The 20626-nt window shown below is 71.0% G+C and carries 22 protein-coding genes; 7 read left to right on the top strand and 15 right to left on the bottom strand.

Annotated elements, in window-relative coordinates:
• Window positions 1–22: 22 nt before the first annotated feature.
• From ACWC09_RS22210 to ACWC09_RS22200, 3 genes are all read right to left on the bottom strand, one after another.
• Window positions 23–904, bottom strand: coding sequence for a Cof-type HAD-IIB family hydrolase (locus ACWC09_RS22210; protein ID WP_450852295.1), 882 nt, complete (start codon window positions 902–904; stop codon window positions 23–25).
• Window positions 905–990: 86 nt separating this feature from the next.
• Window positions 991–2403 (bottom strand): cytochrome P450, encoded by a 1413-nt coding sequence (locus ACWC09_RS22205; protein WP_450852294.1) that lies wholly within the window; start codon window positions 2401–2403, stop codon window positions 991–993.
• Window positions 2404–2542: 139 nt separating this feature from the next.
• Window positions 2543–3013 (bottom strand): potassium channel family protein, encoded by a 471-nt coding sequence (locus ACWC09_RS22200; RefSeq protein WP_450852293.1) that lies wholly within the window; start codon window positions 3011–3013, stop codon window positions 2543–2545.
• 180 nt (window positions 3014–3193) lie between these two features.
• Here ACWC09_RS22200 and ACWC09_RS22195 point away from each other — a divergent pair, with 180 nt between their 5' ends.
• The 5 genes from ACWC09_RS22195 to ACWC09_RS22175 all read left to right on the top strand — a co-directional run bounded on the left by ACWC09_RS22195 (window position 3194) and on the right by ACWC09_RS22175 (window position 8113).
• Window positions 3194–4018: a hypothetical protein gene (locus tag ACWC09_RS22195; protein ID WP_450852292.1), complete on the top strand. Its 825-nt coding sequence runs from the start codon at window positions 3194–3196 to the stop codon at window positions 4016–4018.
• Between the two features lie 152 nt (window positions 4019–4170).
• Window positions 4171–4983 carry an SAM-dependent methyltransferase gene (locus ACWC09_RS22190; protein ID WP_450852291.1) on the top strand — a complete coding sequence of 271 codons (813 nt, stop codon included), beginning with the start codon at window positions 4171–4173 and terminating at the stop codon, window positions 4981–4983.
• A 39-nt stretch (window positions 4984–5022) separates the two neighbouring features.
• Window positions 5023–6423, top strand: coding sequence for a glutamine synthetase family protein (locus ACWC09_RS22185; protein WP_450852290.1), 1401 nt, complete (start codon window positions 5023–5025; stop codon window positions 6421–6423).
• A 1-nt stretch (window position 6424) separates the two neighbouring features.
• Window positions 6425–7561 carry an amidohydrolase family protein gene (locus ACWC09_RS22180; protein ID WP_450852289.1) on the top strand — a complete coding sequence of 379 codons (1137 nt, stop codon included), beginning with the start codon at window positions 6425–6427 and terminating at the stop codon, window positions 7559–7561.
• Between the two features lie 24 nt (window positions 7562–7585).
• A complete protein-coding gene (locus ACWC09_RS22175; protein WP_450852341.1) occupies window positions 7586–8113 on the top strand; it encodes an NUDIX hydrolase family protein in 528 nt (175 codons plus the stop codon).
• On the opposite strand, the gene ACWC09_RS22170 is transcribed toward ACWC09_RS22175, so the two are convergent.
• The 8 genes from ACWC09_RS22170 to ACWC09_RS22135 form a co-directional block, all read right to left on the bottom strand.
• Window positions 8076–8906 carry a DUF427 domain-containing protein gene (locus ACWC09_RS22170; RefSeq protein ID WP_450852288.1) on the bottom strand — a complete coding sequence of 277 codons (831 nt, stop codon included), beginning with the start codon at window positions 8904–8906 and terminating at the stop codon, window positions 8076–8078. The two genes, ACWC09_RS22175 and ACWC09_RS22170, sit on opposite strands and share 38 nt — an antisense overlap.
• Window positions 8903–9232: a DUF2218 domain-containing protein gene (locus tag ACWC09_RS22165; protein WP_450852287.1), complete on the bottom strand. Its 330-nt coding sequence runs from the start codon at window positions 9230–9232 to the stop codon at window positions 8903–8905. The genes ACWC09_RS22170 and ACWC09_RS22165 overlap by 4 nt, the downstream gene beginning before the upstream one ends.
• A gap of 26 nt (window positions 9233–9258) precedes the next feature.
• Window positions 9259–10044 (bottom strand): hypothetical protein, encoded by a 786-nt coding sequence (locus tag ACWC09_RS22160; RefSeq protein ID WP_450852340.1) that lies wholly within the window; start codon window positions 10042–10044, stop codon window positions 9259–9261.
• A 174-nt stretch (window positions 10045–10218) separates the two neighbouring features.
• Window positions 10219–11202, bottom strand: coding sequence for an aldo/keto reductase (locus ACWC09_RS22155; RefSeq protein ID WP_450852286.1), 984 nt, complete (start codon window positions 11200–11202; stop codon window positions 10219–10221).
• An 86-nt stretch (window positions 11203–11288) separates the two neighbouring features.
• Entirely contained in the window at window positions 11289–11951 is a 663-nt protein-coding gene (locus ACWC09_RS22150; protein ID WP_450852285.1) for an NUDIX domain-containing protein, read from the bottom strand.
• A 57-nt stretch (window positions 11952–12008) separates the two neighbouring features.
• On the bottom strand, window positions 12009–13457 hold the full coding sequence (locus ACWC09_RS22145) for an alpha-amylase (protein WP_450852284.1): 1449 nt from the start codon (window positions 13455–13457) through the stop codon (window positions 12009–12011).
• Complete coding sequence (locus ACWC09_RS22140; RefSeq protein WP_450852339.1) at window positions 13454–16216, bottom strand: MGH1-like glycoside hydrolase domain-containing protein; 2763 nt, start codon at window positions 16214–16216, stop codon at window positions 13454–13456. The genes ACWC09_RS22145 and ACWC09_RS22140 overlap by 4 nt, the downstream gene beginning before the upstream one ends.
• 310 nt (window positions 16217–16526) lie before the next feature.
• Window positions 16527–16694, bottom strand: a complete 168-nt coding sequence (locus tag ACWC09_RS22135; RefSeq protein WP_450852283.1) for a hypothetical protein — start codon at window positions 16692–16694, stop codon at window positions 16527–16529.
• Here ACWC09_RS22135 and ACWC09_RS22130 point away from each other — a divergent pair.
• Complete coding sequence (locus tag ACWC09_RS22130) at window positions 16693–16890, top strand: aldehyde dehydrogenase family protein (RefSeq protein ID WP_450852282.1); 198 nt, start codon at window positions 16693–16695, stop codon at window positions 16888–16890. The two genes, ACWC09_RS22135 and ACWC09_RS22130, sit on opposite strands and share 2 nt — an antisense overlap.
• 19 nt (window positions 16891–16909) lie before the next feature.
• Here ACWC09_RS22130 and ACWC09_RS22125 read toward each other — a convergent pair whose 3' ends face one another.
• Complete coding sequence (locus ACWC09_RS22125) at window positions 16910–17404, bottom strand: PaaI family thioesterase (RefSeq protein ID WP_450852281.1); 495 nt, start codon at window positions 17402–17404, stop codon at window positions 16910–16912.
• 112 nt (window positions 17405–17516) lie between these two features.
• On the opposite strand from ACWC09_RS22125, the gene ACWC09_RS22120 reads away from it, so the two are divergent.
• On the top strand, window positions 17517–17993 hold the full coding sequence (locus ACWC09_RS22120; RefSeq protein WP_450852280.1) for a winged helix-turn-helix transcriptional regulator: 477 nt from the start codon (window positions 17517–17519) through the stop codon (window positions 17991–17993).
• Here ACWC09_RS22120 and ACWC09_RS22115 read toward each other — a convergent pair.
• Genes ACWC09_RS22115 through ACWC09_RS22105 form a run of 3 tightly spaced genes read right to left on the bottom strand, consistent with a single transcriptional unit; the run spans window position 17980 to window position 20606 of the window.
• Window positions 17980–18654: a 4-carboxy-4-hydroxy-2-oxoadipate aldolase/oxaloacetate decarboxylase gene (locus tag ACWC09_RS22115; RefSeq protein ID WP_450852279.1), complete on the bottom strand. Its 675-nt coding sequence runs from the start codon at window positions 18652–18654 to the stop codon at window positions 17980–17982. The two genes, ACWC09_RS22120 and ACWC09_RS22115, sit on opposite strands and share 14 nt — an antisense overlap.
• Before the next feature lie 9 nt (window positions 18655–18663).
• Window positions 18664–19863 (bottom strand): aspartate transaminase, encoded by a 1200-nt coding sequence (locus ACWC09_RS22110; RefSeq protein WP_450852278.1) that lies wholly within the window; start codon window positions 19861–19863, stop codon window positions 18664–18666.
• Window positions 19863–20606 (bottom strand): SDR family oxidoreductase, encoded by a 744-nt coding sequence (locus ACWC09_RS22105; RefSeq protein WP_450852277.1) that lies wholly within the window; start codon window positions 20604–20606, stop codon window positions 19863–19865. The genes ACWC09_RS22110 and ACWC09_RS22105 overlap by 1 nt, the downstream gene beginning before the upstream one ends.
• Between the last annotated feature and the right edge of the window lie 20 nt (window positions 20607–20626).

Here is a 20626-nt window from a genome sequence, read left to right as displayed (position 1 = left end):
TTCAACACAGCCCCGCGCCCCTTCAGGGCGTCAATGAACCGCGAACCGGCACGTTCAGCATCCTCGCCACCGTCCGCAGGACGCCGTTCTCGTTGTTCGACGGGGCGAGGTGCCGTGCCCTGGCTATGACCTCGGGGTGGGCGTTGGACACGGCGAAGGACCAGTCGGCCGCGTCCAGCATTTCGAGGTCGTTGAGGTAGTCGCCGAAGACCATCGTCTGGGCCGGGGTGATGCCGAGCTCCTGCTGGAGGCGGCGCAGGGCCGTGCCCTTGTTGGCGGTGCGGTTCATGATGTCGACCCAGTGTTCGCCGGAGACCACGACCTGGTGCGTGTCGGTGAAGCGGGTCAGGGCGGGGGCGGTGGTGTGTGCGGCGGAGCCGAAGTCGAAGAGGGCGACCTTGAGGATGTCGTCGTCGAGGGCGGTGGCGTCCGGGACGATGCGGTTCTCGACGTAGTACCGGCGCACCTCGGCCAGGAACGGCTCGTCCGTCCGTTCGACGTACGCCGACCGCTTGCCGCAGACGACCGCGCCGACGTCCACGCCGTCGGCCACCAGCCGCCGTACGGCCTCGACCACGCGCGCCACGACGCCCGGGCCCAGTGGGTCCGAGCTGAGCTCCACGCCGTCGCGGACCACGTACGCACCGTTCTCGGCGATGAACACCATGCCCTCGGCCACCTCGGCGAACTCCCGTGCCAGCGTGGCGTACTGGCGGCCGCTCGCCGGGCTGAACAGCACCCCGCGGCGGCGCAGTTCCGCCAGCGTCTCCCACAGGCCCGGCGGGATCCGCTTGGCGTCGTCCAGGAGCGTGCCGTCCATGTCCGTGACGATCAGGCGGATGTCGCCGGGGGTGGAGGGCAGGTCGGAGGTGGTGAGGAGGGGCGAGGGGGCGGAGGCGGACATGGGCTGCTTCCGGTCGGGGGCGCGGCGGGGCGCCGGAGGGTGGACAGCGGTCCCGCCACCCTACGTGAGGCCTCCGGGCGCCCCGGTCAGCCGTTCGAGCGGATCAGCCCGGCCAGATAGCGCCACAGCGACGACCGGCGCTTGGCCGCATGGTCCGGGACATCCGCTACGGCGGTCTCGGGCGCCTCGTCCGCTGTCGGCGCCGGCATCGCGGGCACCGGCCCGGCGAGCTCGTATCGCACCGGCAGGGAGCGCAGTCCGCGCATGAACGGCGAGGAGCGCCAAGGGAGTTGGTCGACCGGGAGGGCGAGCTCCAGGTGGGCGAACCGTTCGAAGACGCGGCTGACGCCGGCCATCGCGATGGTGGAGGCCAGCTCGCGGGCGGGGCACTGGCGGCGGCCCGCACCCCAGGCCAGGTGGGCGCGGCTACTGATGCTGGTGTCCGGGGTCATCTGCGCGGCGAAGAGGGGGTCGGCGTGGGCGGCGGCGGAGGAGACCCAGACGGGGTCGCCGGCCCGGATGACGTGGTTGCCCAGGGGGGTGTCCGCGGCCGCGAACCTCGGCACGAAGTTGACCAGCGGCGGCTTGCGCATGACGACGCGGTTCATGGTCTCGCGGACCATTCCGGCGGACAGCGCGGTGCGCACCCCGCCCTCGGTGTCACCGGCGATCACCTCGACGACGGTGTTGGAGATGAGGATGCCGACGTGGTCGGAGGTCATGCCGAGCAGCATGAACAGTTCCCGGGCCAGCGCGTCGACCGAGAGGTCGGGGTGGGCGGCGAGCAGGTGGGAGGGGAAGTCGTCGCCCGGCTTCCGGATCTTGGCGGCGGCGAGTTCGGTGAGGGTCACCAGGAGCCGTTCCAGGGCGGGTCCGGCGTCCGGGCCGGCGTCCAGGATCCGCCACATGTCCATCAGGGCGTCGTCGCCCTGGGAGCCGGGGAAGCCGAGCAGATGGCTCGCGGCCATCAGCGGGAGCGGACGGGAGAGCTGTGCCGAGAGGTCGGCATGGCCGGTGCGGCCGCCCTGGCCGAGGAGGCTGATCAGCTCGTCGGCGTAGCCGGTGACGGCCGCCTTCAGCCGCTTGGCCTGCGGCTGGCGCGGGTCCTGGAAGGGGCGCAGGGCCGCGTCCCAGGCGGTGCGCAGGGTGCGGTAGCTGTCGCCGCCCTGGATCAGCACGTGGTTGACCTCGAGGGAGGGGGCGAGCGGCCAGCCAGCGGGCACCCGGCCCTCCGTCCGGGCCCGCCACTTCTCCAGGCCCTTGGGCCAGGCGTCGTCGTCCTGGAGCACCTGGAGCGACTCGCGGTAGCCGAGCACCAGCCAGGCGGGCACACCGAGCAGGTCGACCGGGGCCACCGGGCCGTGGCGATCGCGCAGCCGCTCGTAGACGAGCGCGGGCCGCAGCTCGTAGTCCCGGGTCAGCAGGGGCTGGGGGGACAGGTCCTCCAGCCGTGTGTCGTCGGGCGTGGCTTCCTCTTTGTCGACCACGTGGAATTCCATGGTTCCGGCGCCCCCTTCGACACTGCCCGTAACGGCCCGCAGCCTGCGGGTGGCTGCGGACCGGTGGGGACCCTACCTCAGGCGTCGCGTGCGTCACACGGCGGGGGTACTGGCCGGTAGCAAGGGCCCGGCGAAGAACTCATCGGTCCTGCTCGGCCTTCCCGGCCAGCATCCGCTCCAGCCGGTCGAAGCGTTCGTGCAGGGCGCGGGCGGTCTCCTGTTCCAACTCGCGGGCCCTGTGGGCGAGATGGTGCCTGCGCTGCTGCTCCCGGCCGACGAACCAGGTGGCCAGGGCGGCGGTGACCATGCCGTACGTGGTGATGCCGACGACCATCACGACCGCGCCGATGATCCGGCCGCCGAGGGTCACGGGGTAGAAGTCGCCGTATCCGACGGTCGTCGCGGTCTCGATCGACCACCACAACGCCTGCGGGTACGTCTTGAGATTGGCGTGACGAACACCGTCCTCGACGTCGACGACGGCCCAGGACCCGATGAGCATCACGACGGCGAGCACGACCGTCGCGCCGCCCGCCGCCTTGAGGTGCAGCGAGCGCCCCTCCCGGCCGAGCAGCAACTCGACCGCCCTGGAGAGGAAGCCGGGCAGCACGGTCAGTCCTTCGGATACGTCGGCATGGCGTCAGTGTCGCCGGGGAGCGGCCGGTGGGCATGCCGGGCGGGGCGTTCGAGTCGCCGTGGAGCCTCACCCGTACGACCCAGTGCGCTGGTGGGTCGTACGGGCCGGTGGTGCGCTGAGGTGAGAACCCCGCCCGCTCAGGAGGCCCCCGCGATGCCCCGTCGTCCGTCCCGACCTGTCCGTGTCCTCGCCTCCGCCCTGGCCGCGGGCGCGCTGCTGACCCTCTCGGCCTGTTCGAGCGACGGCGACGGCGGTGGTTCCGCGGCGTCCGACGCCGCCGTCTCGCCGCTCGCCGATCGGGCCCGGGCCAGCGCGACGCCGACCGCCGGGCTCACCCAGGCCGGGGCGCGGGCCTCGCTGATCACCGAGAACGACATCGAGGGCGACTGGAACCAGGTCAAGGACGCCGCCGCCTGGGGCGACAAGCTCCTCATCGGCAAGGTCGACGTCGCCGGTTTCCTCACCGCGCAGGGGAACGCCGCCGACTGCCAGCGGCTCCTCGACGCGCTCTACGACGACGACCTGCTCGGCAAACCGTCCGGCGCGAACGCGCTGACCGGCTTCGAACAGGGCAACTCGCGCCTCCTCTACCAGGTCGCCGCCTACAACCCGGTCCGACTGAGCGCCTCGCTGGCGTGGTTGAAGACCCTGCCGGTCAAGTGCGACCAGTTCACCACGACGGACGCCCAGGGCGGCAAGCGGACGGTCCAGGTGACCACCGCCTCGGTACCCAACCAGGGCGACGCCCGGCAGGGCCTGCATGTGACGGTGCAGGGCAGCACGAGCGGCGAACCCACCACGCTCACCCTGGACGTGGCCGCCGTACGCGTCGGCAATGACGCGATCACCGTCACCGCGGGTGGTCTGGACGGCGGCGAGCACGCCTCCCTCGAACTGGCGGTACGCAAGGGCGCCCAGCGGCTCAACGACGTTCTGTCGGGGAAGACACCGGCCGGCGGGCCGGTCCGGCCCGGCTGACGGCCGGTCAGCCCGTCAACCGCCCACATGGGCAAGGAAATCGGCGATCGCCAAGGTGCGGGCGGTGGCCGGTCGGCCGATTCCCGGGACAGCGTGATCATCGGGCGGCACAATGGGCTGCGACGAACGCATGGTCGAGAAGGAGCCGAATCGTGAGTGAGAGCCCCACCCCGGCCGGCGGGTCGGCGCGGCTGAACACCGGTGTGGCGCACAACGCGCGTGTGTGGAACTACTGGATCGGCGGCAAGGACAACTACGAGGTCGACCAGCAGGTCGGTGAGCATGTCGCCGGGATGTTCCCGATCATCCGGGAGATCGCCCGCGCGGACCGCTGGTTCCTGGGCCGGGCGGTGCGGTTCCTCGCCGAGGAGCGCGGGGTGCGGCAGTTCCTGGACGTCGGCACCGGGCTGCCGACGGCGGACAACACCCATCAGATCGCCCAGCGGATCGCGCCGGACGCACGGATCGTCTACGTCGACAACGACCCCATCGTGCTGGCGCACGCCCGCACCCTGCTGACCGGCACCCACGAGGGCGTCACCGACTACATCGACGCGGACGTGCACGACCCGGCCGCGATCCTCGAACGGGCCGCACAGACCCTGGACTTCACCAAGCCGGTCGCCGTGATGCTGCTGGGCATCCTCAACTTCGTGCTGGACACGGAGAAGGCACGGGCGATCGCACGGGACCTCATGGCGGCGGTCCCCTCGGGCAGCTACCTGGTCCTGACCCACCCCACCTTCGACGACGAGCTCGGCGGCGCGGGCCAGATCCCGGCGATGAAGTTCTGGAACGAGAACGCCACCCCGCCGATCACCGCCCGCAGCGGCGAGGACATCGCCGCCTTCTTCGACGGGATGGAACTCCTGGAGCCGGGCCTGGTGTCGTGTTCGAAGTGGCGTGCCGAGCCCGGATCTCCGGCCGTGGTACCGCAGTTCGGCGGGGTGGCCGTGAAACCCTGACGCACGGCAGCAGTCGGCCGAGTCCGTCGAGGAGGACGTATGACCACCCTTGCCGATCCCGTCCCCGGCGGGCGCCCCGGCGAAGTCGACCGGGCCACCGCACTGAGCGGGGAGCTGTCCGGGCAGGGCGTGCACGGAGTCGTGCTGTCCTACGTCGACACGGCGGGCGTCGGCCGGGTCAAGACGATCCCGACCGCGAAGCTCGCCTCGGCATCGGCCTGGGGCGTCGGCATGTCACCGGTGTTCGACACGTTCCTGGCGAACGACTCGATCGTCGCCACCGACGTCCTCGGTTCCCCGGACGGCGACCTGCGTCTCTACCCCGACCTCGATCACCTGGTCGTGCTGGCCGGGCAGCCCGGCTGGGCGTGGGCGCCGGTGGACCGGATCACGCAGGAGGGCGAGGCGCATCCGGGGTGCAGCCGTACCGTCCTGCGCCGGATCGTCACGGAGGCGGCCGAGCGGTACGGTCTCTCCTTCAAGGCAGCCGTCGAGGTCGAGTGGGCCGTGGGACAAGGGAGTTCGGGCGGGGACTTCGTGCCCGCGACCACCGGGCCCGCCTACAGCGCCACCCGCCAGGTCGAGTTGAGCGACTACACGGCCGACCTGCTGGCGGCGTTCGCGGCGCAGGGCGTGGAGGTCGAGCAGATCCATCCCGAGTACGCGGCAGGGCAGTTCGAGATCTCGGTGGGTGCGCTCGACCCGGTGGCGGCGGCCGACCGGAGCGTCCTGGTACGGCAGACGATCAGGGCGATCGCCGGGCGGCACGGCCTGGCCGTCTCGTTCGCGCCCGCGGTCTTCGCCGAGGGCGTCGGCAACGGCGGCCACCTCCACCTCTCCGCCTGGCGCGAGGACGTCAACCTGCACTCCGGCGGCGCGGGCCGCTACGGCATGACGGCCGAGGCGGAGTCCTTCGCGGCCGGAATCCTCGCCCATCTGCCCGCCCTCACGGCCGTCACCGCGCCCAGCCCGGCGAGCTATCTGCGCCTCAAACCCTCCCAGTGGGCCGGGGTGTTCACCGCCTGGGGCCGCGAGACCCGCGAGGCGGCGGTCCGGATCGTCACCGGCACGAGGGGCCTGCGCGACCAGGCAGCCAACCTGGAGGTCAAGCCGGTCGACCTGGCCGCCAACCCGTATCTCGCCCTCGGCTGCGTGATCGCGGCCGGACTGGACGGCCTGACCTCGTCCACGCCCCTGCCGGAGGAGATCACCGGCGACCCGGCGCGCCTGGGCGCGGCGGAGGCCGAGGCCCGGGGCGTCCGCCGTCTGCCGGCCCGACTGCCGGAAGCCGTCGAGGAGTTCCGCAAGGACGAGCGGCTGCGGGCCGCGCTCGGGCCGGTCCTCGCGGACGCCGTGATCGCCGTACGCCAGGGCGAGATCGCGGCGGTCGACGGCCACGACGACGAGCGGGTGGCGGCGGCTTACCGCTGGAAGTACTGAGATGGGCGGCGGCCCGGTCCAGGAGGCGCTCGACGCGCTGGGGTTGCTGGACCACCACTGCCACGGGGTGGTCACCGCCGACCTGTCCCGCGCGGAGTTCGAGGAGCTGATCACCGAGGGCGGTGCCTGGCCCGGGATCTCCCCCTTCGACAGCCCCGTCGGCGTGGCGGTCCGCCGCCACTGCGCACCCCTGCTGGACCTGCCCCGCCACGCGCCGCCCGACGCGTACCTGGCTCGGTGCGCCGAGCTCGGCCGGCACGAGGTGAACCGCCGCTTCCTGACCGCCGCCGGGACGGACGTCTTCTGCGTGGACACCGGGTACGCCCCGGACCGCCTCACCACCCCGGCGGAACTGGCCGGTGCCGCGGGCGCGACCTCGTACGAGATCGTCCGGCTGGAGAGCGTCGCCGAGGCGGTGGCGGCGAGGGGGGTCGAGCCGGGCGAGTACGCCGACGTCTTCCGGGTGGCCGCGCTGGAGGCGGTACGGCGGCCCGGCGTGGTGGGCGTGAAGTCGGTGGCCGCCTATCGCACCGGCTTCGACCTGGACCCGGCCCGTCCCTCGGACGCCCAGGTCACCGAGGCGGCCCGGAGCTGGCTGGCGAGCGGTGGCGGCCGGCTGGCGGACCCGGTGCTCGTACGGCATCTGCTGTGGACCGCCGTCGACCTGGGACTGCCGCTCCAACTGCACGTCGGCCTCGGTGACAACGACATCCGGCTGCACCGCTCGGATCCCACCCGTCTCACTGACTGGCTGCATCTGACCGCCGGCACCATCCCGGTCCTGCTCCTGCACTGCTGGCCGTACCAGCGCCAGGCCGCCTATCTGGCGGCGGTCTTCGAGCAGGTGTACCTGGACGTGGGCCTCGCCCTGCACCACGTCGGCCCGGCGCGGGCCCGGAGCGTCCTCGAGGAGGCCCTGGAGATCACGCCCTTCCGCAAGCTGCTGTACAGCTCTGACGCCTATGGTGTGGCGGAGTTCTACCATCTGGGTGCCCTGTCGTTCCGTCGGGCGCTGGCCGGTCTGCTGCAGGACCGGGTGGACGCCGACGAACTGGACCTGCCCGACGCACTGCGCATCGCACAGTGGGCGGGAGCACACAATGCACTCCGGGTCTACCGCCTTTCCGGCCCCTCCTGAAAGTATGATCAAGCAATGTCTGACATGACCGAAACCACGCCCGGCTGGCTCTCCCCCGACGAGCTGGAGATGGCGCGTGCGCGCATGCCGATCCTGTACGTCGAGGCCGTGCCCGTGCGGGTCGACGACAACGGCGAAGTCACCAGCGTCGGCCTGCTGCTGCGCATCGGCCCGGACGGGACGGTCAGCCGGACCCTGGTCTCCGGCCGGGTACTGCACCACGAGCGGGTCCGGGACGCCCTCCTGCGCCACCTGGAGAAGGACCTCGGCCCGGTGGCGCTGCCCCGGATCCCGGCGTCCCTGCAGCCCTTCACCGTCGCGGAGTACTTCCCGACGCTGGGCGTCACGCCGTACCACGACCCGCGCCAGCACGCGGTGTCCCTGGCCTATGTGGTCCCGGTGACCGGCGACTGCCGGCCCCGGCAGGACGCCCTGGACCTGGTCTGGTTCAGCCCGCAGGAGGCCGTCACCGAGGCGGTGCAGAGCGAGATGCCGGGCGGGCACGGGATGCTGCTCAGGCAGGCCCTCGCCCACGTCGGCTGCTCTGCTTGAGCATCAGACTGAACGGCGTGACGGGGCGTTCCTGGGGCTCGCCGTCGACGGTGATGTCGACCGCCTCGTTGTAGAAGGCGAGCAGTCCCTTCACCGCACCCACGGCGGGCAGCGGCTCCGGATAACTCCAGACCACGTTGGGCGGCACGTCGGCCTCGCCGCGCCACGACCAGTACGTGGCGGTGCCCTTGTAGGGGCAGCCGGTGTGGTGGTCGGTGGGGACGAGCAGGTCGAGGCGGACGTCCTCGCGCGGGACGTAGTAGCGGGTCGGCAGGCCGGTCTCGAAGAGCAGGACCGGACGGCGGGTGTCGGCGACGAGCGTGCCGTCGACCCGGACCTGGACATGCCGGCTGCTCGGGATGGCGTCCACCCGTTTGTGCGGGTCGCGGGGGTGGATGAAGATCTCTTCCTCCTCCTCGTACCAGTGGTCCAGTCCCCTGCCGCTGCGCCGGAACCACTCGAAGGCGATGTGTTCGGCGAGGTCGGCGGCCGGGAAGGTCCAGGCGGCGTTCTCCAGCAGTTCGCCGTCGACTTCGAGGTCGTAGAAGACCCGCGAGCCGGTGTGCCGGCCCACGGGCGGGTTCTTCGCGGGGCGCAGGAGGTCCTCGCGTACGTCCGCGCGCGGGAAGGCGTACTGCGGTACGGGCAGGTCGGGCTCCCACACGAGGACGGGACGTCGGCTGTCGACGACGGTGACATCGCCCTTGCGGCCGCGCACCCAGCGTGCGCTGGGCTCCCACCGGAGGCCTTCCGGGGTGGTGCGGACGGACTGTTCACCGGGAAGTGGGCTCATGCCTCCAGTCTGCGCTGGGTGGTGCCGGGCTCGCCCGTGTCGCGGTGCCATTCCACGACCAGTTCGTCCTTGACCCCGAAACGGACCAGGTGACGGCCCATGACGTCCTCCAGCAGGTCGAGGTGCTCGGTGTCGGCCTCGATCGCGAGCAACAGCGCGCCTTCGGCGGCGGTGAGGGAGCCGGTGCCGCCGTTCTGGAAGAGAATGCTGCCCGCGCCCTTCTCCTCGTCCCAGCTGGCCTCGCTGCGGTGGCCGAGGTGGGAGGCGAGCTGCTTGGCGTAGCGGTGCGGGCGGTCGGTGGGGACACGGGCTTCGGAGCGTGGCATGGGTACTCCCGAGTGCGAGGGGCCCGTCACGTCAGCAGGAACGGCCTGTCCTGCGACATGGAGGGCGGGGTCTGGGTGGGCAGCGTAAGGGGAGGCGGGTTCAGGTCGGCGGGCGGGTGTGTGCGGCGGCGCTCGTGGACGAGACCCAGGACGATCGCGACGGCGATCGCTATCAGGTGCTCGCGGCCGGCCAGGTTGGGTACGGCGATCGACTCCCACACCATCGACCCGCCGGTGAGCGTGAACACGATGGGCGCGCGGCGGACGACGGAGATGTAGGTGAACAGGCCTACGACGGCCGCGGACGGGCCGGTGTCCAGCACCTGCCCGATCTCGGGCGGAAGTCCGATGCCGTGCCGGCCGGGGCCGATCGCGAGCATGACGCGCACGGTGAGGGTGCCGGCGAGTGTGGTGGCGTAGGAGATGAAGAGCGTCCTGCGTCGGCCGAGGGCGAGTTCCGCCAGCGCGAAGGCGAGGAAGAGCTGGGTGATGCCCGCCCATACGGGCAGGTCCAGGGCCGGGACGTACAGGGACACGGGTGTCCGCAGCAGCGCCAGCCACAGCGGCAGGTCGGCGTAGACCCCGCCGAGCAGCCGGACCGCCGTCGCGCCGGTCGGGTGCTGGGCGATGGCGTGGAAGAAGATGACACCGAAGGCGGCCAGGAAGGCCAGGGAGAGGGCCGCGGGACCACGGCGCCTGAGCTGCCGTACCGGGTCGACGATGATGCCGCACCACTCGTTCCGCAGCGTGCGCCAGAGGAAGAGCACGGCGCGCCACCAGAGGGCCTGCCGCTCGCCCTTCCGTTCGACCACCGGGCTCGCCGGCCCGTCTCCGTCCAGCCTGCTGTCGGCGCCGTCCCAGCGCCCTGTCCCCCTGTGAAGCAAGACTCCCCCGTCTCCGGTCCCCGGCCTCACTCTGCGCTCAGGAATCTAACTCTTGTTCGGTCGTGCAGCCCCTACGAGAGACGGTTCTGAACAGGGAAAGGTTCAGTGGGCCCCGTCCAGCCGGGCTCGCTGGTCCGCGGTGAGGTCCAGTTCCACGGCGGCCAGGTTCTCGTCCAGCTGGGCCACCGAGGAGGCTCCGGCCAGCGGGACGATCGGCAGGTCGCCGCCCAGTTGCCAGGCCAGGACGACCTGGTTGACGGTCGCGCCGGTCTCCCGCGCCACCTCGCGCAGCGCGGTGAGACGGGGTGGGGTGCCGGGGTGGTCGTAGTCGGCCGGGAGGCGGTCCGGCCGGACGTAGGCGCCCTTGAGGAGGGGTGAGTACGAGACCAGGGTGAGAGCGGGTTCGGCGCGCAGGTAGCTCAGCATTTCCGGGCCTACGGCGCCCAGGGTGCCGTCGGGGAAGAGGCCGGCGGGGACGTCGAAGCGGGGGCGCAGGTAGCTGTGCTCGTACTGGAGGACCTCGTAGCCCGGCAGAGCGGCCGCGGCCGCGATCGCGCGGGCGCGCTCGACCCGCCAGACGGCCTGGTTGCTCACGCCGAGCAGGCCGGCCGTGCCCTCGGCCACGAGCTCGGCGAAGGCCTCGACGGTCTCGCGCTGCGGGACGGTGGGGTCGTCGATATGGGCGTAGAGCAGGTCCAGCTTGTCGACGCCGAGGCGTTCGCGGCTGCGCTCGGCCGACTCGCGGATGACCTTCGCGGAGAGTCCCTCGGGGTTGTCGAGGTAGCTGGTGCCGGGGGCGAGGGGGCGGGCGCCGAGTTTGGTCGCGATGAAGATCTCGTCGCCGATGCCTCGGCTGCGCCGCCAGCGGCCGAGGAGTTCCTCGCTCTGGCCGCCCTGGCCGCCGTCCTCCCAGAAGGCGTAGTTGTCGGACGTGTCGATGAAGGTGCCGCCGGCCTCGACGAACCGGTCGAGGAGGGCGAAGGACGTCTTCTCGTCGGTCCGGGAGCCGAAGAGCATCGCGCCGAGCGCGATGACGCTCACCTCGCGGCGGGTGTCCGGGGCGGTTCCGATGGTGCGGTACTTCATGGGTGTCCCTCCGGTACGCGCCCGGGTTCTCGGGCACGTACCGGAGTCTTCTGCTTGAAGCGCACTTCAAGTCAAGGGAGTTCGCGCTACTTGGCGAACGGTCCCTCCAGGGCCGCCCACTGGAGGAGCATGATGGTCTTGGCGTCGTTGATCTCGCCGGTGCGGATCATCTCCAGGGCGCGGCGGAAGGGCAGTTCGACGATCTCGATGTCCTCGCCCTCCTCGTCGAGGCCGCCGCCCTCGTGGGTGCGGGTCGAGGGCCCGTAGGCGGCGGCGTAGAAGCTGACCCGCTCGGTGACCGAGCCGGGGCTCATATAGACGTCGAAGACGTGCCGCACCGCGCCGATGGTGTGGCCGGTCTCCTCCACCACCTCGCGGCGGACCGCGAGTTCGGGGTGTTCGTCATCGTCGTCGAGGAGCCCGCCGGGGGTCTCGATGAGCATGCCGTCGGGGTGTCCGTTGACGTAGACCGGGAAGCGGAACTGCCGGGTGAGCAGGACGGTCTCGCGGTCGGTGTCGTAGAGCAGCATGGTGGCGCCGTTGCCGCGGTCGTGCGTCTCGCGCTGCTCGGTGCTCCAGCTTCCGTTCCTGTGCCGGATGTCGAAGGTGGTGGCGCGCTCGACGTACCAGTGGCTGGAGAGCAGCTTCACCTCCCGCACCCTCACTCGGGGGTTGCCGGTCAGGTCGAGGCCGGTGCGGTCCAGGCCGGTGCGGCCGCGGCGGTCCGGGGTGTCGATGCCGGCGGTCATCGCGGGCCGCCGGTGGTGGGTGCGTGGGTCATGGTCGCTGTCTATCACGGCCCCGGTTCAGGTCAGGGTGAGCACATGGGCCTGCCAGGCGGGCAGGTCGACGAAGAGGCCGGGGGCGAGCAGCGCGTCGCCGTCGCGGTCGTACGTCTGGTTCGTGAGCAGGTCGGTGAGGCGGTGCGGCCGGCCGGCCAGGTCGGGCCAGGGCAGGGGAACCTGTCCCTGGGCCGGGGTGTCGGAGAAGTTGACGATCACCAGGTGGCGGGTGTCGGTGCCGGTCCAGCTCCAGGCGAGCAGGTTGTGGTGGGTGTCGTTGTCCGGCCAGCCGATGACGGTGAGCAGGCGCCAGTCGCCGTCTCGCACGGCGGCCGCCGCCGGGAGCAACCGGTCGTAGAAGGCGCGCAGTTGTTCGTCGACGGGTTCCTGCGGTCGGCGCGAGAGGAAGACGGGCGGGCGGACCGTGCGGCCCTCGAACTGGCCCTCGTGCCAGAGGGTGGCGCCGGGCAGGGTGGCGACGGTGACGGCCGCCGCGCGGTGCCGGTCGGGCGGGAGGGTGGCGGCGGCGCGGGGTTCGTCGTGGTTCTCCAGGAAGCGGACCAGGCCGCGCTGGTAGGTGAGGTCGGCCTGGAGGTGGGCGCGGGTGGGGTCGGCGCTCTCGTGCAGGAGCCGGTCGTAGAGGCGTTTGTCGTAGCAGTGGTCGAAGCCCTGTTGTTGCAGGGCCCATTCGAGGTCCCAGTAGGCCTCGGCGACGAAGAGGAGGTCCGGGTGGCGGGCGCGGACGTGCGGGATCACCTGCGGCCAGAAGTCCTCGACGGGTTGCGGTCCGGCGCGGTCGCCCCAGGTCTTGGCGAAGACATCGTTCATGAGCAGCATCGCCATGTCGCAGCGCACGCCGTCGGCCTGGTCGCCGATGGAGACGAGGGTGTCGACGGCGGCGGTGCGCAACTCCTCGCTGAACGCGTTGAGTTGGACCACGTCGTGCCAGGGGGCGAAGTAGGGGTCGCGGCCGTTGGCGTAGATCCGTCCGCCGGCTTCGAGGAAGGCCCCGGGTGAGCCGGTCAGGTCCTCCGGGGTGCCCTGGATGAGGCGTTCGGGGTGGTCGATGAGCCAGGGGTGGTCGGGGGCCACGTGGTTGGGGACGTAGTCGAGGATCAACCTGAGGCCGCGGGAGGCGAGTTGGGCGCGGGCCTCGGCCAGTCCCGCCGGTCCGCCGAGGGTCTCGTCGACGACGTAGTTCCGGACGCAGTAGGCGGAGCCGGCGAGGTCCGCGTCGGTGAGGTCGGGCAGCGCCGCGCGGAAGGAGGCGAGCAGGGAGGCGTCCCGCAGGGCGATGGCGAGGCCGGCCGGGCTGCGCTCCCAGACACCCATCAGCCAGACGGTGTCGATGCCGGGCCGGGCCACCTCGTCCCAGGCCTCGCCGGGGACGTCGCCCAGGGTGACGGGGCGGCCGTAGCGCGCGCTCAACTCCCGTACCCATACCAGGGTGTTGATCTCGTAGATCACCGTCATGAGAACGGCTCCTCCTCGTCGACCGTGAACCGCTCGTCCATGGCCCGCTCCTCCGCCGGCTGTTCCTCCTTGGGCTTCAGGGCCGTCCGGCCGCCGCGGTGCCACTCGTCGGCGCTGATGGAGTGGAACACCGTGGCGGTGGCCGCCACCAGGCCGGTCCAGCCGGTCTGGTGGGAGGCGCCGAGGCCGGCGCCGTTGTCGCCGTGGAAGTACTCGTAGAAGAGGATCAGGTCCTTCCAGTGCGGGTCCTTGGCGAACTTCTCCTGTGCGCCGTGCACGGGCCGGTGACCGTCCTCGCCGCGCAGGAAGGTCGCGGTGAGGCGGTCGGCGATCTCGCGGGCGACCTCGTAGAGGTTCAGCTGCCGCCCGGAGCCGGTCGGGCACTCCACGGTGAAGTCGGGGCCGTGGTAGCCGTGCAGGTTGAGCAGGGCACGGATCATCAGGAGGTTCATCGGGAACCACACCGGGCCGCGCCAGTTGGAGTTGCCGCCGAACATGCCGGAGTCGGACTCGGCGGGCAGATACCCGACGCCGTACGTCTCGCCGTGCACCTCGAAGTGGTACGGGTGCTCGGCGTGGTAGCGGGACAGGGAGCGGATGCCGTGCGGGCCCAGGAACTCGTCCTCGTCGAGCATCCGGGCCAGGATGCGGCGCAGCCGGTCCTCGCCGAACAGGGCGAAGAGATACCGGCCGTCCGTGTTGGGGTCCGCGTTGACGTTCTGGTCGACGAAGGCCTCGACGGCCGGGTGCCGTCGGATGAACTCCTTTGCGCCCTCGACCAGTTCGGGGAAGCTCTGGTCCGTCCGGCCGCCGATCACACTGGTCGCCGCCAGCGGAATCAAGCCGACCAGGGACCGCACCTTCAACCGGGACGCGCTGCCGTCGGGCAGGCGCAGGACGTCGTAGAAGAAGCCGTCCTCCTCGTCCCAGAGGCTGGCGTTGTCCTTGCCGATGCGGTTCATGGCGACGGCGATCCACGCGAAGTGCTCGAAGAGCATCTGCGCCTGCTCGACGTAGACCGGGTTGTCGACGGCGAGTTCGATGGCGATGTCCAGGAGGTTCTGGCAGTACAGGGCCATCCAGGCGGTGCCGTCGGCCTGGTCGATGTGGCCGCCGGTGGGCAGCGGGGCGCTGCGGTCGAAGACGCCGATGTTGTCGAGGCCGAGGAAGCCGCCCTGGAAGACGTTGTTGCCGTCGACGTCCTTGCGGTTGAGCCACCAGGTGAAGTTCTTGATCAGCTTCTGGTAGGCGTTCTCCAGGAAGGCGCGGTCGGCGCGGCCGGTGCGGTGCTTCTCCAACTCGTAGACGAAGAGGGTCGCCCAGGCGTGGACGGGCGGGTTGACGTCGCCGAAGTTCCATTCGTACGCCGGGATCTGGCCGTTGGGGTGCAGGTACAGGCGTCGCAGCAGGAGTTCCAGCTGGGTCTTGGCGAAGGCGATGTCGACCATGGACAGGGCGATGGTGTGGAAGGCGAGGTCCCAGGCCGCGAACCAGGGGTACTCCCAGGTGTCCGGCATCGACATCACCGCGTCGTTGACCATGTGGTACCAGGCGCTGTTGCGGATGCTCGGGTCGGCGGAGAGCGGGTCGACGCCGTGCTCGGCGAGCCAGCGCTCGACGTCGAGGTAGTAGTACTGCTTGCTCCACAGCATCCCGGCGAGGGCCTGTCGTACGACGCGCCGCTCGTCCTCGCCCATGCCGTCCGGGAGGACGCTCTCGTAGAAGGCGTCGGCCTCGGTGCGGCGCACGTCCATCGTCGTGCCGAACTCGCCCCAGGGCTCGGCGAGTTCACGGTCGCTCAGGCGCAGCCGGACGGTCACGCTCTCACCGGCGGGAACCGTCAGCACGCTGTGCAGGGCGGCCTTGGTGCCGGTCTGAGCCGGGTTCACGGCCGCGGTGTCGCCGTGGACGACACAGCGGTCGATGCCGTCCTCGACGTACGGGCTGGTGTTGGGGCTGCCGAAGATGCGCTCGTTGTCGGTCTCGTTCCCGGTGAAGAGGGCGGGGGCGTCGGTGTCGCAGTACAGCCAGCGCGGGCCGAGTTCCTCGTGGTCGGCGCGGATCGCGGTGCCGGTGTACCGGAGGCCGGGCACGGCGGTGCCGCCGGCCCAGGACCAGGTGTGCCGGAACCAGAGGGTCGGCAGGAGGTGCAGGGTGGCCTCGTCGGGGCCGCGGTTGTGGGCGGTGATCTCGATCAGGAGGTCCTCGGGGCCGGCCTTGGCGTACTCGACGAAGACGTCGTAGTAGCGGTTCTCGTCGAAGACGCCGGTGTCGAGGAGTTCGTACTCGAAGTCGTGGCGGTCGCGCGCCTTGTTGGTGTCGACGAGGTCGGCGTAGGGGAACTCGCCCTGCGGATACTTGTAGAGGTACTTCATGTACGAGTGCGTGGGCGTCGAGTCCAGGTAGAAGTAGTACTCCTTGACGTCCTCGCCGTGGTTGCCCTCCTGGTTGGTCAGGCCGAACATCCGCTCCTTGAGGAGGGGATCGCGGCCGTTCCACAGGGCGAGTGCGAAGCAGAGCCGCTGTTTGTCGTCGCTGACGCCGGCGATGCCGTCCTCGCCCCACCGGTAGGCGCGGGAGCGTGCCTGGTCGTGGGTGAAGTACGACCAGGCGTCGCCGCCGGGGCTGTAGTCCTCGCGGACGGTGCCCCACTGGCGTTCGCTGAGGTACGGGCCCCAGCGGCGCCATGCCGTCCCGGATGCGTCGGCCTCCGCGAGCCGCTGCCGTTCGGCGTCTGTCGCGCCGCTGTCCGCCACCATCGCAGCCTCCTCGTAGCCCGGCACCGTTCCCAGCCTCGGGCGTGCCGGACGGTCCCGCAATGGCTGTGTGGCGGAGGGGCGACTTCCCCATCCGGCGGCCGCCGGCTCGGGGGCCCTGGCGGTGACCGGCGGATGTGCGAGGTCGTACGCGCTCTCGGCGTGCAGGTGGACGTCGACGCCGTTGGGGGCGTCGGAGGTGGCCGGCAGGCCCACGAGCGGGGTGCCGGTGATACCGCCGACCGGGTGGATGCCGACGACGTCGAGGGCGCCGAGGATGGTGGCGTGACCGTCGCGCAGCTTCGGTGTGGGCTCAGTGGTGCGGGCTGTCCCCGAAGGCCGTCACGGTGAGGAAGCGGATGGGGAGTTCGAGCAGTGTCTCCGGGCCGTGCGGCGCCTCGCCGTCGAACTGGAGGGCGTCGCCGGGGCGCAGGATGTAGCTGGACTTGCCGTGACCGTAGACCATCTCGCCCTCCAGCATGGAGGACGTCTACGACGAGGTACTCGACCGCGTGACGGCCCGTGCCGCCACCATCCGCATCGCCGATCCGCTCGACGAATCGACGGAGTTGGGCCCGCTCGCCCTCCAGGACCAGCCGGCCAAGGTCGAGTCGTACGTCCGCCGCAGCCACCAGGCGCTGATGGCCGGCATGGACGACCGGCAGCAACAGGGCTGAACCGTAGGGGAGTCGGCGGTCAGGCTCCCGGCACCGGGAACAGCATGCAGCTGCTGGTGGCGTGCGCGAGGAGGCGGTCGGCCGGATCGAGGAGCTGCGCCTCGGCGAGGGCGGTGCGGCGGCCGCTGCTCAGGACGCGCCCTACGGCGCGGACCTTGCCCGTGTCGGCGGTGACCGGCCGCAGGAACTTCACGGTCAGGTCGAGCGAGGTGTACGCCATACCCTGCGGCAGGGTCGACTGGACCGCGCAGCCGGTCGCCGAGTCGAGCATCGTCGCGTAGATGCCTCCGTGGACGCTGCCGATGGGGTTGTAGTGCTCCTCGCCGGGGGCCAGGGAGAACACCACGTGCCCGTGGTTCACCTCTTCGAGGTCCATGCCCAGCGTGGCGGCGATCGGCGGCGCGGGAAGGCGCCCCGCGAGGATCTCCCGGAGGAAGTGCAGGCCGGAGCCCTCACCGACGGCGGCCGCGGAGATCGCGGGGTCGTCCCAGTCGTACGTACGAGAGCGTTCCATGCGCCGGCGCTTCCTCCCTGACCCATGACTCCATGGCTGACTCTGCTTGTCGAAGCTAGCTCTCGCCGCAGCTGACTGTCAATGTCGAAGCCAGGTGCCCTACGATGACGGTATGAAGTGGCTCGACATGAGCACCGAGAACTGCCCGGTCCAGCGCACACTCGACCTGGTCGGCGAGAAGTGGACGCTGCTGATCCTGCGCGACGCCTTCAACGGCGTGCGCCGCTTCGACGACTTCCGCCGCCATGTGGGTCTCTCCGAGGCGGTCCTCGCCGACCGGCTGCGGAAGCTGGTGGCGGCCGGAATCCTGCAGAGCGTGCCGTACCAGGAGCGGGGCAGCCGGACCCGGCACGAGTACCGGCTGACCGCCAAGGGCCGCGATCTGTGGCCGGTCCTGGTGGCGCTGCGGCAGTGGGGCGAGACGTACGTCGCCGACCCCGAGGGCCCGGTCCTGGACCTCCGGCACAGCGACTGCGGCTCCCCGGTGCGCGTCGTGGTCGAGTGCCCCGACGACCACACCCCGCTCTCCCCGTCCGAGGTCACGGTCCTGCCGGGGCCGGCGGCTCGCCCCACGGCTACCCCTCGATGACCAGCCCCTTCGCCTCCAGCACGGCGGCGAGGTTGCTGACCTCGATGACGCTCTTCCCGGAGCGGTAGGCGGCGATGTAGGCGTCCTCGGCCTCCACGCGCTCCCGAGACCTGCGGATCACGTCGGCCACGTCCTCACGCCGGACCACCACGACACCGTCGGCGTCGGCCCGCACCACGTCTCCGGGACGGACCAACTCGCCGCCGATCAGCACCGGTTCGGCCATCGGGCCGACGGTCTCCTTCACGGTCCCCTTCATACAGACGCTGTAGGAGAACACCGGGAACCCGAGGGCGCGCAGCTCCTGTGTGTCCCGGACGCCGGTGTCGGTGACGAGCCCCGCGATGCCCTTCGCCACGCACGCGTTGGCGAGCACGTCGCCGAAGGAGCCCGCCTCGGCGTACTCGCCGGCGGAGACCACGATGACGTCGCCGGGCTGAGCGTGGGCGATGGCGACCTGCAGCATGATGTTGTCGCGCGGGGCGCAGCGCACCGTGAAGGCGGGCCCGCACAGGGACATCGCACGGTCGACCGGTTTGATCGTCGAGTCGAGGGCGCCGAGCCTGCCCTGCGCCTCGTGGACGGTGGCGGCGGAGTACGTGCCGAGCTGCTCGACCAGGGCCCGGTCCGGGCGGTCGAACTTGGTGTTGACGCGGATCATGTCGCTCCTTCAGGACAGGTCGGCACAGGCGCGGGCGACGCGTTCGCAGGCCTCGGTGAGGACCTCGGTGGAGGTCGCGAACGAGATGCGGACGTAGCCCGGCGCCCCGTACGCGCCACCGTGGATGACCGCCACCCGCTGCGACTCCAGGAGGTACCGGGCGAAGTCCTCGTCGGAGCGGATCTCCGCGCCCTCGGGAGTCGACTTGCCTTGTACGCCGGTGCAGTTGACGAACGCGTAGAAGCCGCCGCTCGGTGCGGTGCAGGACAGGCCCGGGATGTCGTCGACCAGCTTCACCGTCAGGTCACGGCGCCCGCGGTAGACGGCCACACAGTCGCGTACGAAGGTCTGGTCGCCGGTGAGTGCGGCGGTGGCGGCGGCCTGGCTGATCGAGGACGGGCAGGAGGAGATCTGGGACTGCAACGCGTTGACGGCCGCGACCAGTTCGGCGGGCCCGGCGCCGTAGCCGATGCGCCAGCCGGTCATGGCGTACGTCTTGGAGACACCGTTGGTGAGGAACACCCGGTCGGCCAGGCGGGGTTCGACGGCGGCGAGGCTCGGGACCTCGCCGGGCTCGTACCAGATCTCGTCGTAGATCTCGTCCGTGAGGACCTGGACGTGCGGGTGGGCGAGCAACACCTGGGCCAGCGCTTGGAGTTCGGCGGTGGTGTAGGCGGCGCCGGTGGGATTGCTCGGGGCGTTGAGGATCAGCCAGCGGGTGCGGTCATTGAGCGCCGACTCCAGGCGCCGCGGGGTGAGCTTGAAGCCGTCCGTCTCCGGGCAGTCGACGACGACCGGGGTGCCGTCGTTGGCGAGGACCATGTCCGGGTACGACACCCAGTACGGCGCCGGGACGATCACCTCGTCGCCCGTGTCCACCGTGGCCATCAGGGCGAGGAAGATGACCTGCTTGGCTCCCCCGCCGACCGCGATCCGGTCGGCCGGGTAGTCCAGTCCGTGCCGTTCCCTGAGCTTCTGCCGTATGGCGTCGCGGAGTTGGGGTGTGCCGTTGACCGGCGTGTACTTGGTCTCGCCGTGCCGGATGGCCTCGATCGCGGCGGCCTTCACATGGTCCGGGGTGTCGAAGTCGGGTTCGCCGACGGTGAGGTCGAGGATCTGCAGCCCCTGCGCCTTGAGTTCACGGACGCGCTGGGCGGCGGCCGTGCTCGGGGAGGGCTTGATGCGTCGTACGCGCTGAGCGGTCGTCATCAGTCGGCCCTCCTCTCGAAGTTGAGCCCGCCGGGCACCTGGAAGGTCGGCAGGATCTCGATGTGCCCGATGTTCACGTGGCGGGGCGAGCCGACCGCGAACTCGATGGCGTCGGCGATGTCCTCGGGCTTGAGGGACTCGTAGCCGTCGTAGAACTGGCGTTGGGCCTCCTCCATGTCGCCGAGGAGCCGGCCGAAGATCTCCGTCTCCACCCGGCCGGGGCAGATCTCGGTGACCCGGATCCGGCGGCCGTAGCCGTCGACCCGGAGCTGGCGCGAGAGGGTGTGCACGGCGGCTTTGGTGGCGTGGTAGATCGTGTTGCCGCCGAAGTTGTAGACCCCTGCGATCGAGCTGATGTTGACGATGTGGCCGCGGTCGCGCTCGACCATCCCCGGCATGAGCAGCCGTACCAGATGCAGCACCGCCTGGATGTTGACGGCGATCTGCTCGTCGACGGCGAACTCGTCGGCGGTGAGGATGTTCCCGGTGCGGGAGACCCCGGCGTTGTTGACGAGGACGTCGATCTCCAGTCCGGCCACCGCCGAGGTGAGCGCCGCGGTGTCGGTGATGTCGACGGCGTGCGGGACGCAGCCCGTGCGCCGGGCGAGGTCGTCGAGGCGCTCGGCGTTACGGGCGACGGCATGGACCTGGAGCCCTTGTTTGGCCAGCCGCTCGACGACCTCCGCGCCGATCCCGGTGGAGGCACCGGTCACCAGGGCGGTCCTGTAGTCGGAGAAGGGCATGTGGGTTTGTCTCCTGGGAG

This window comes from Streptomyces sp. NPDC001617, from assembly GCF_053596855.1.
This window is presented reverse-complemented; position numbering and strand designations above follow the sequence as displayed.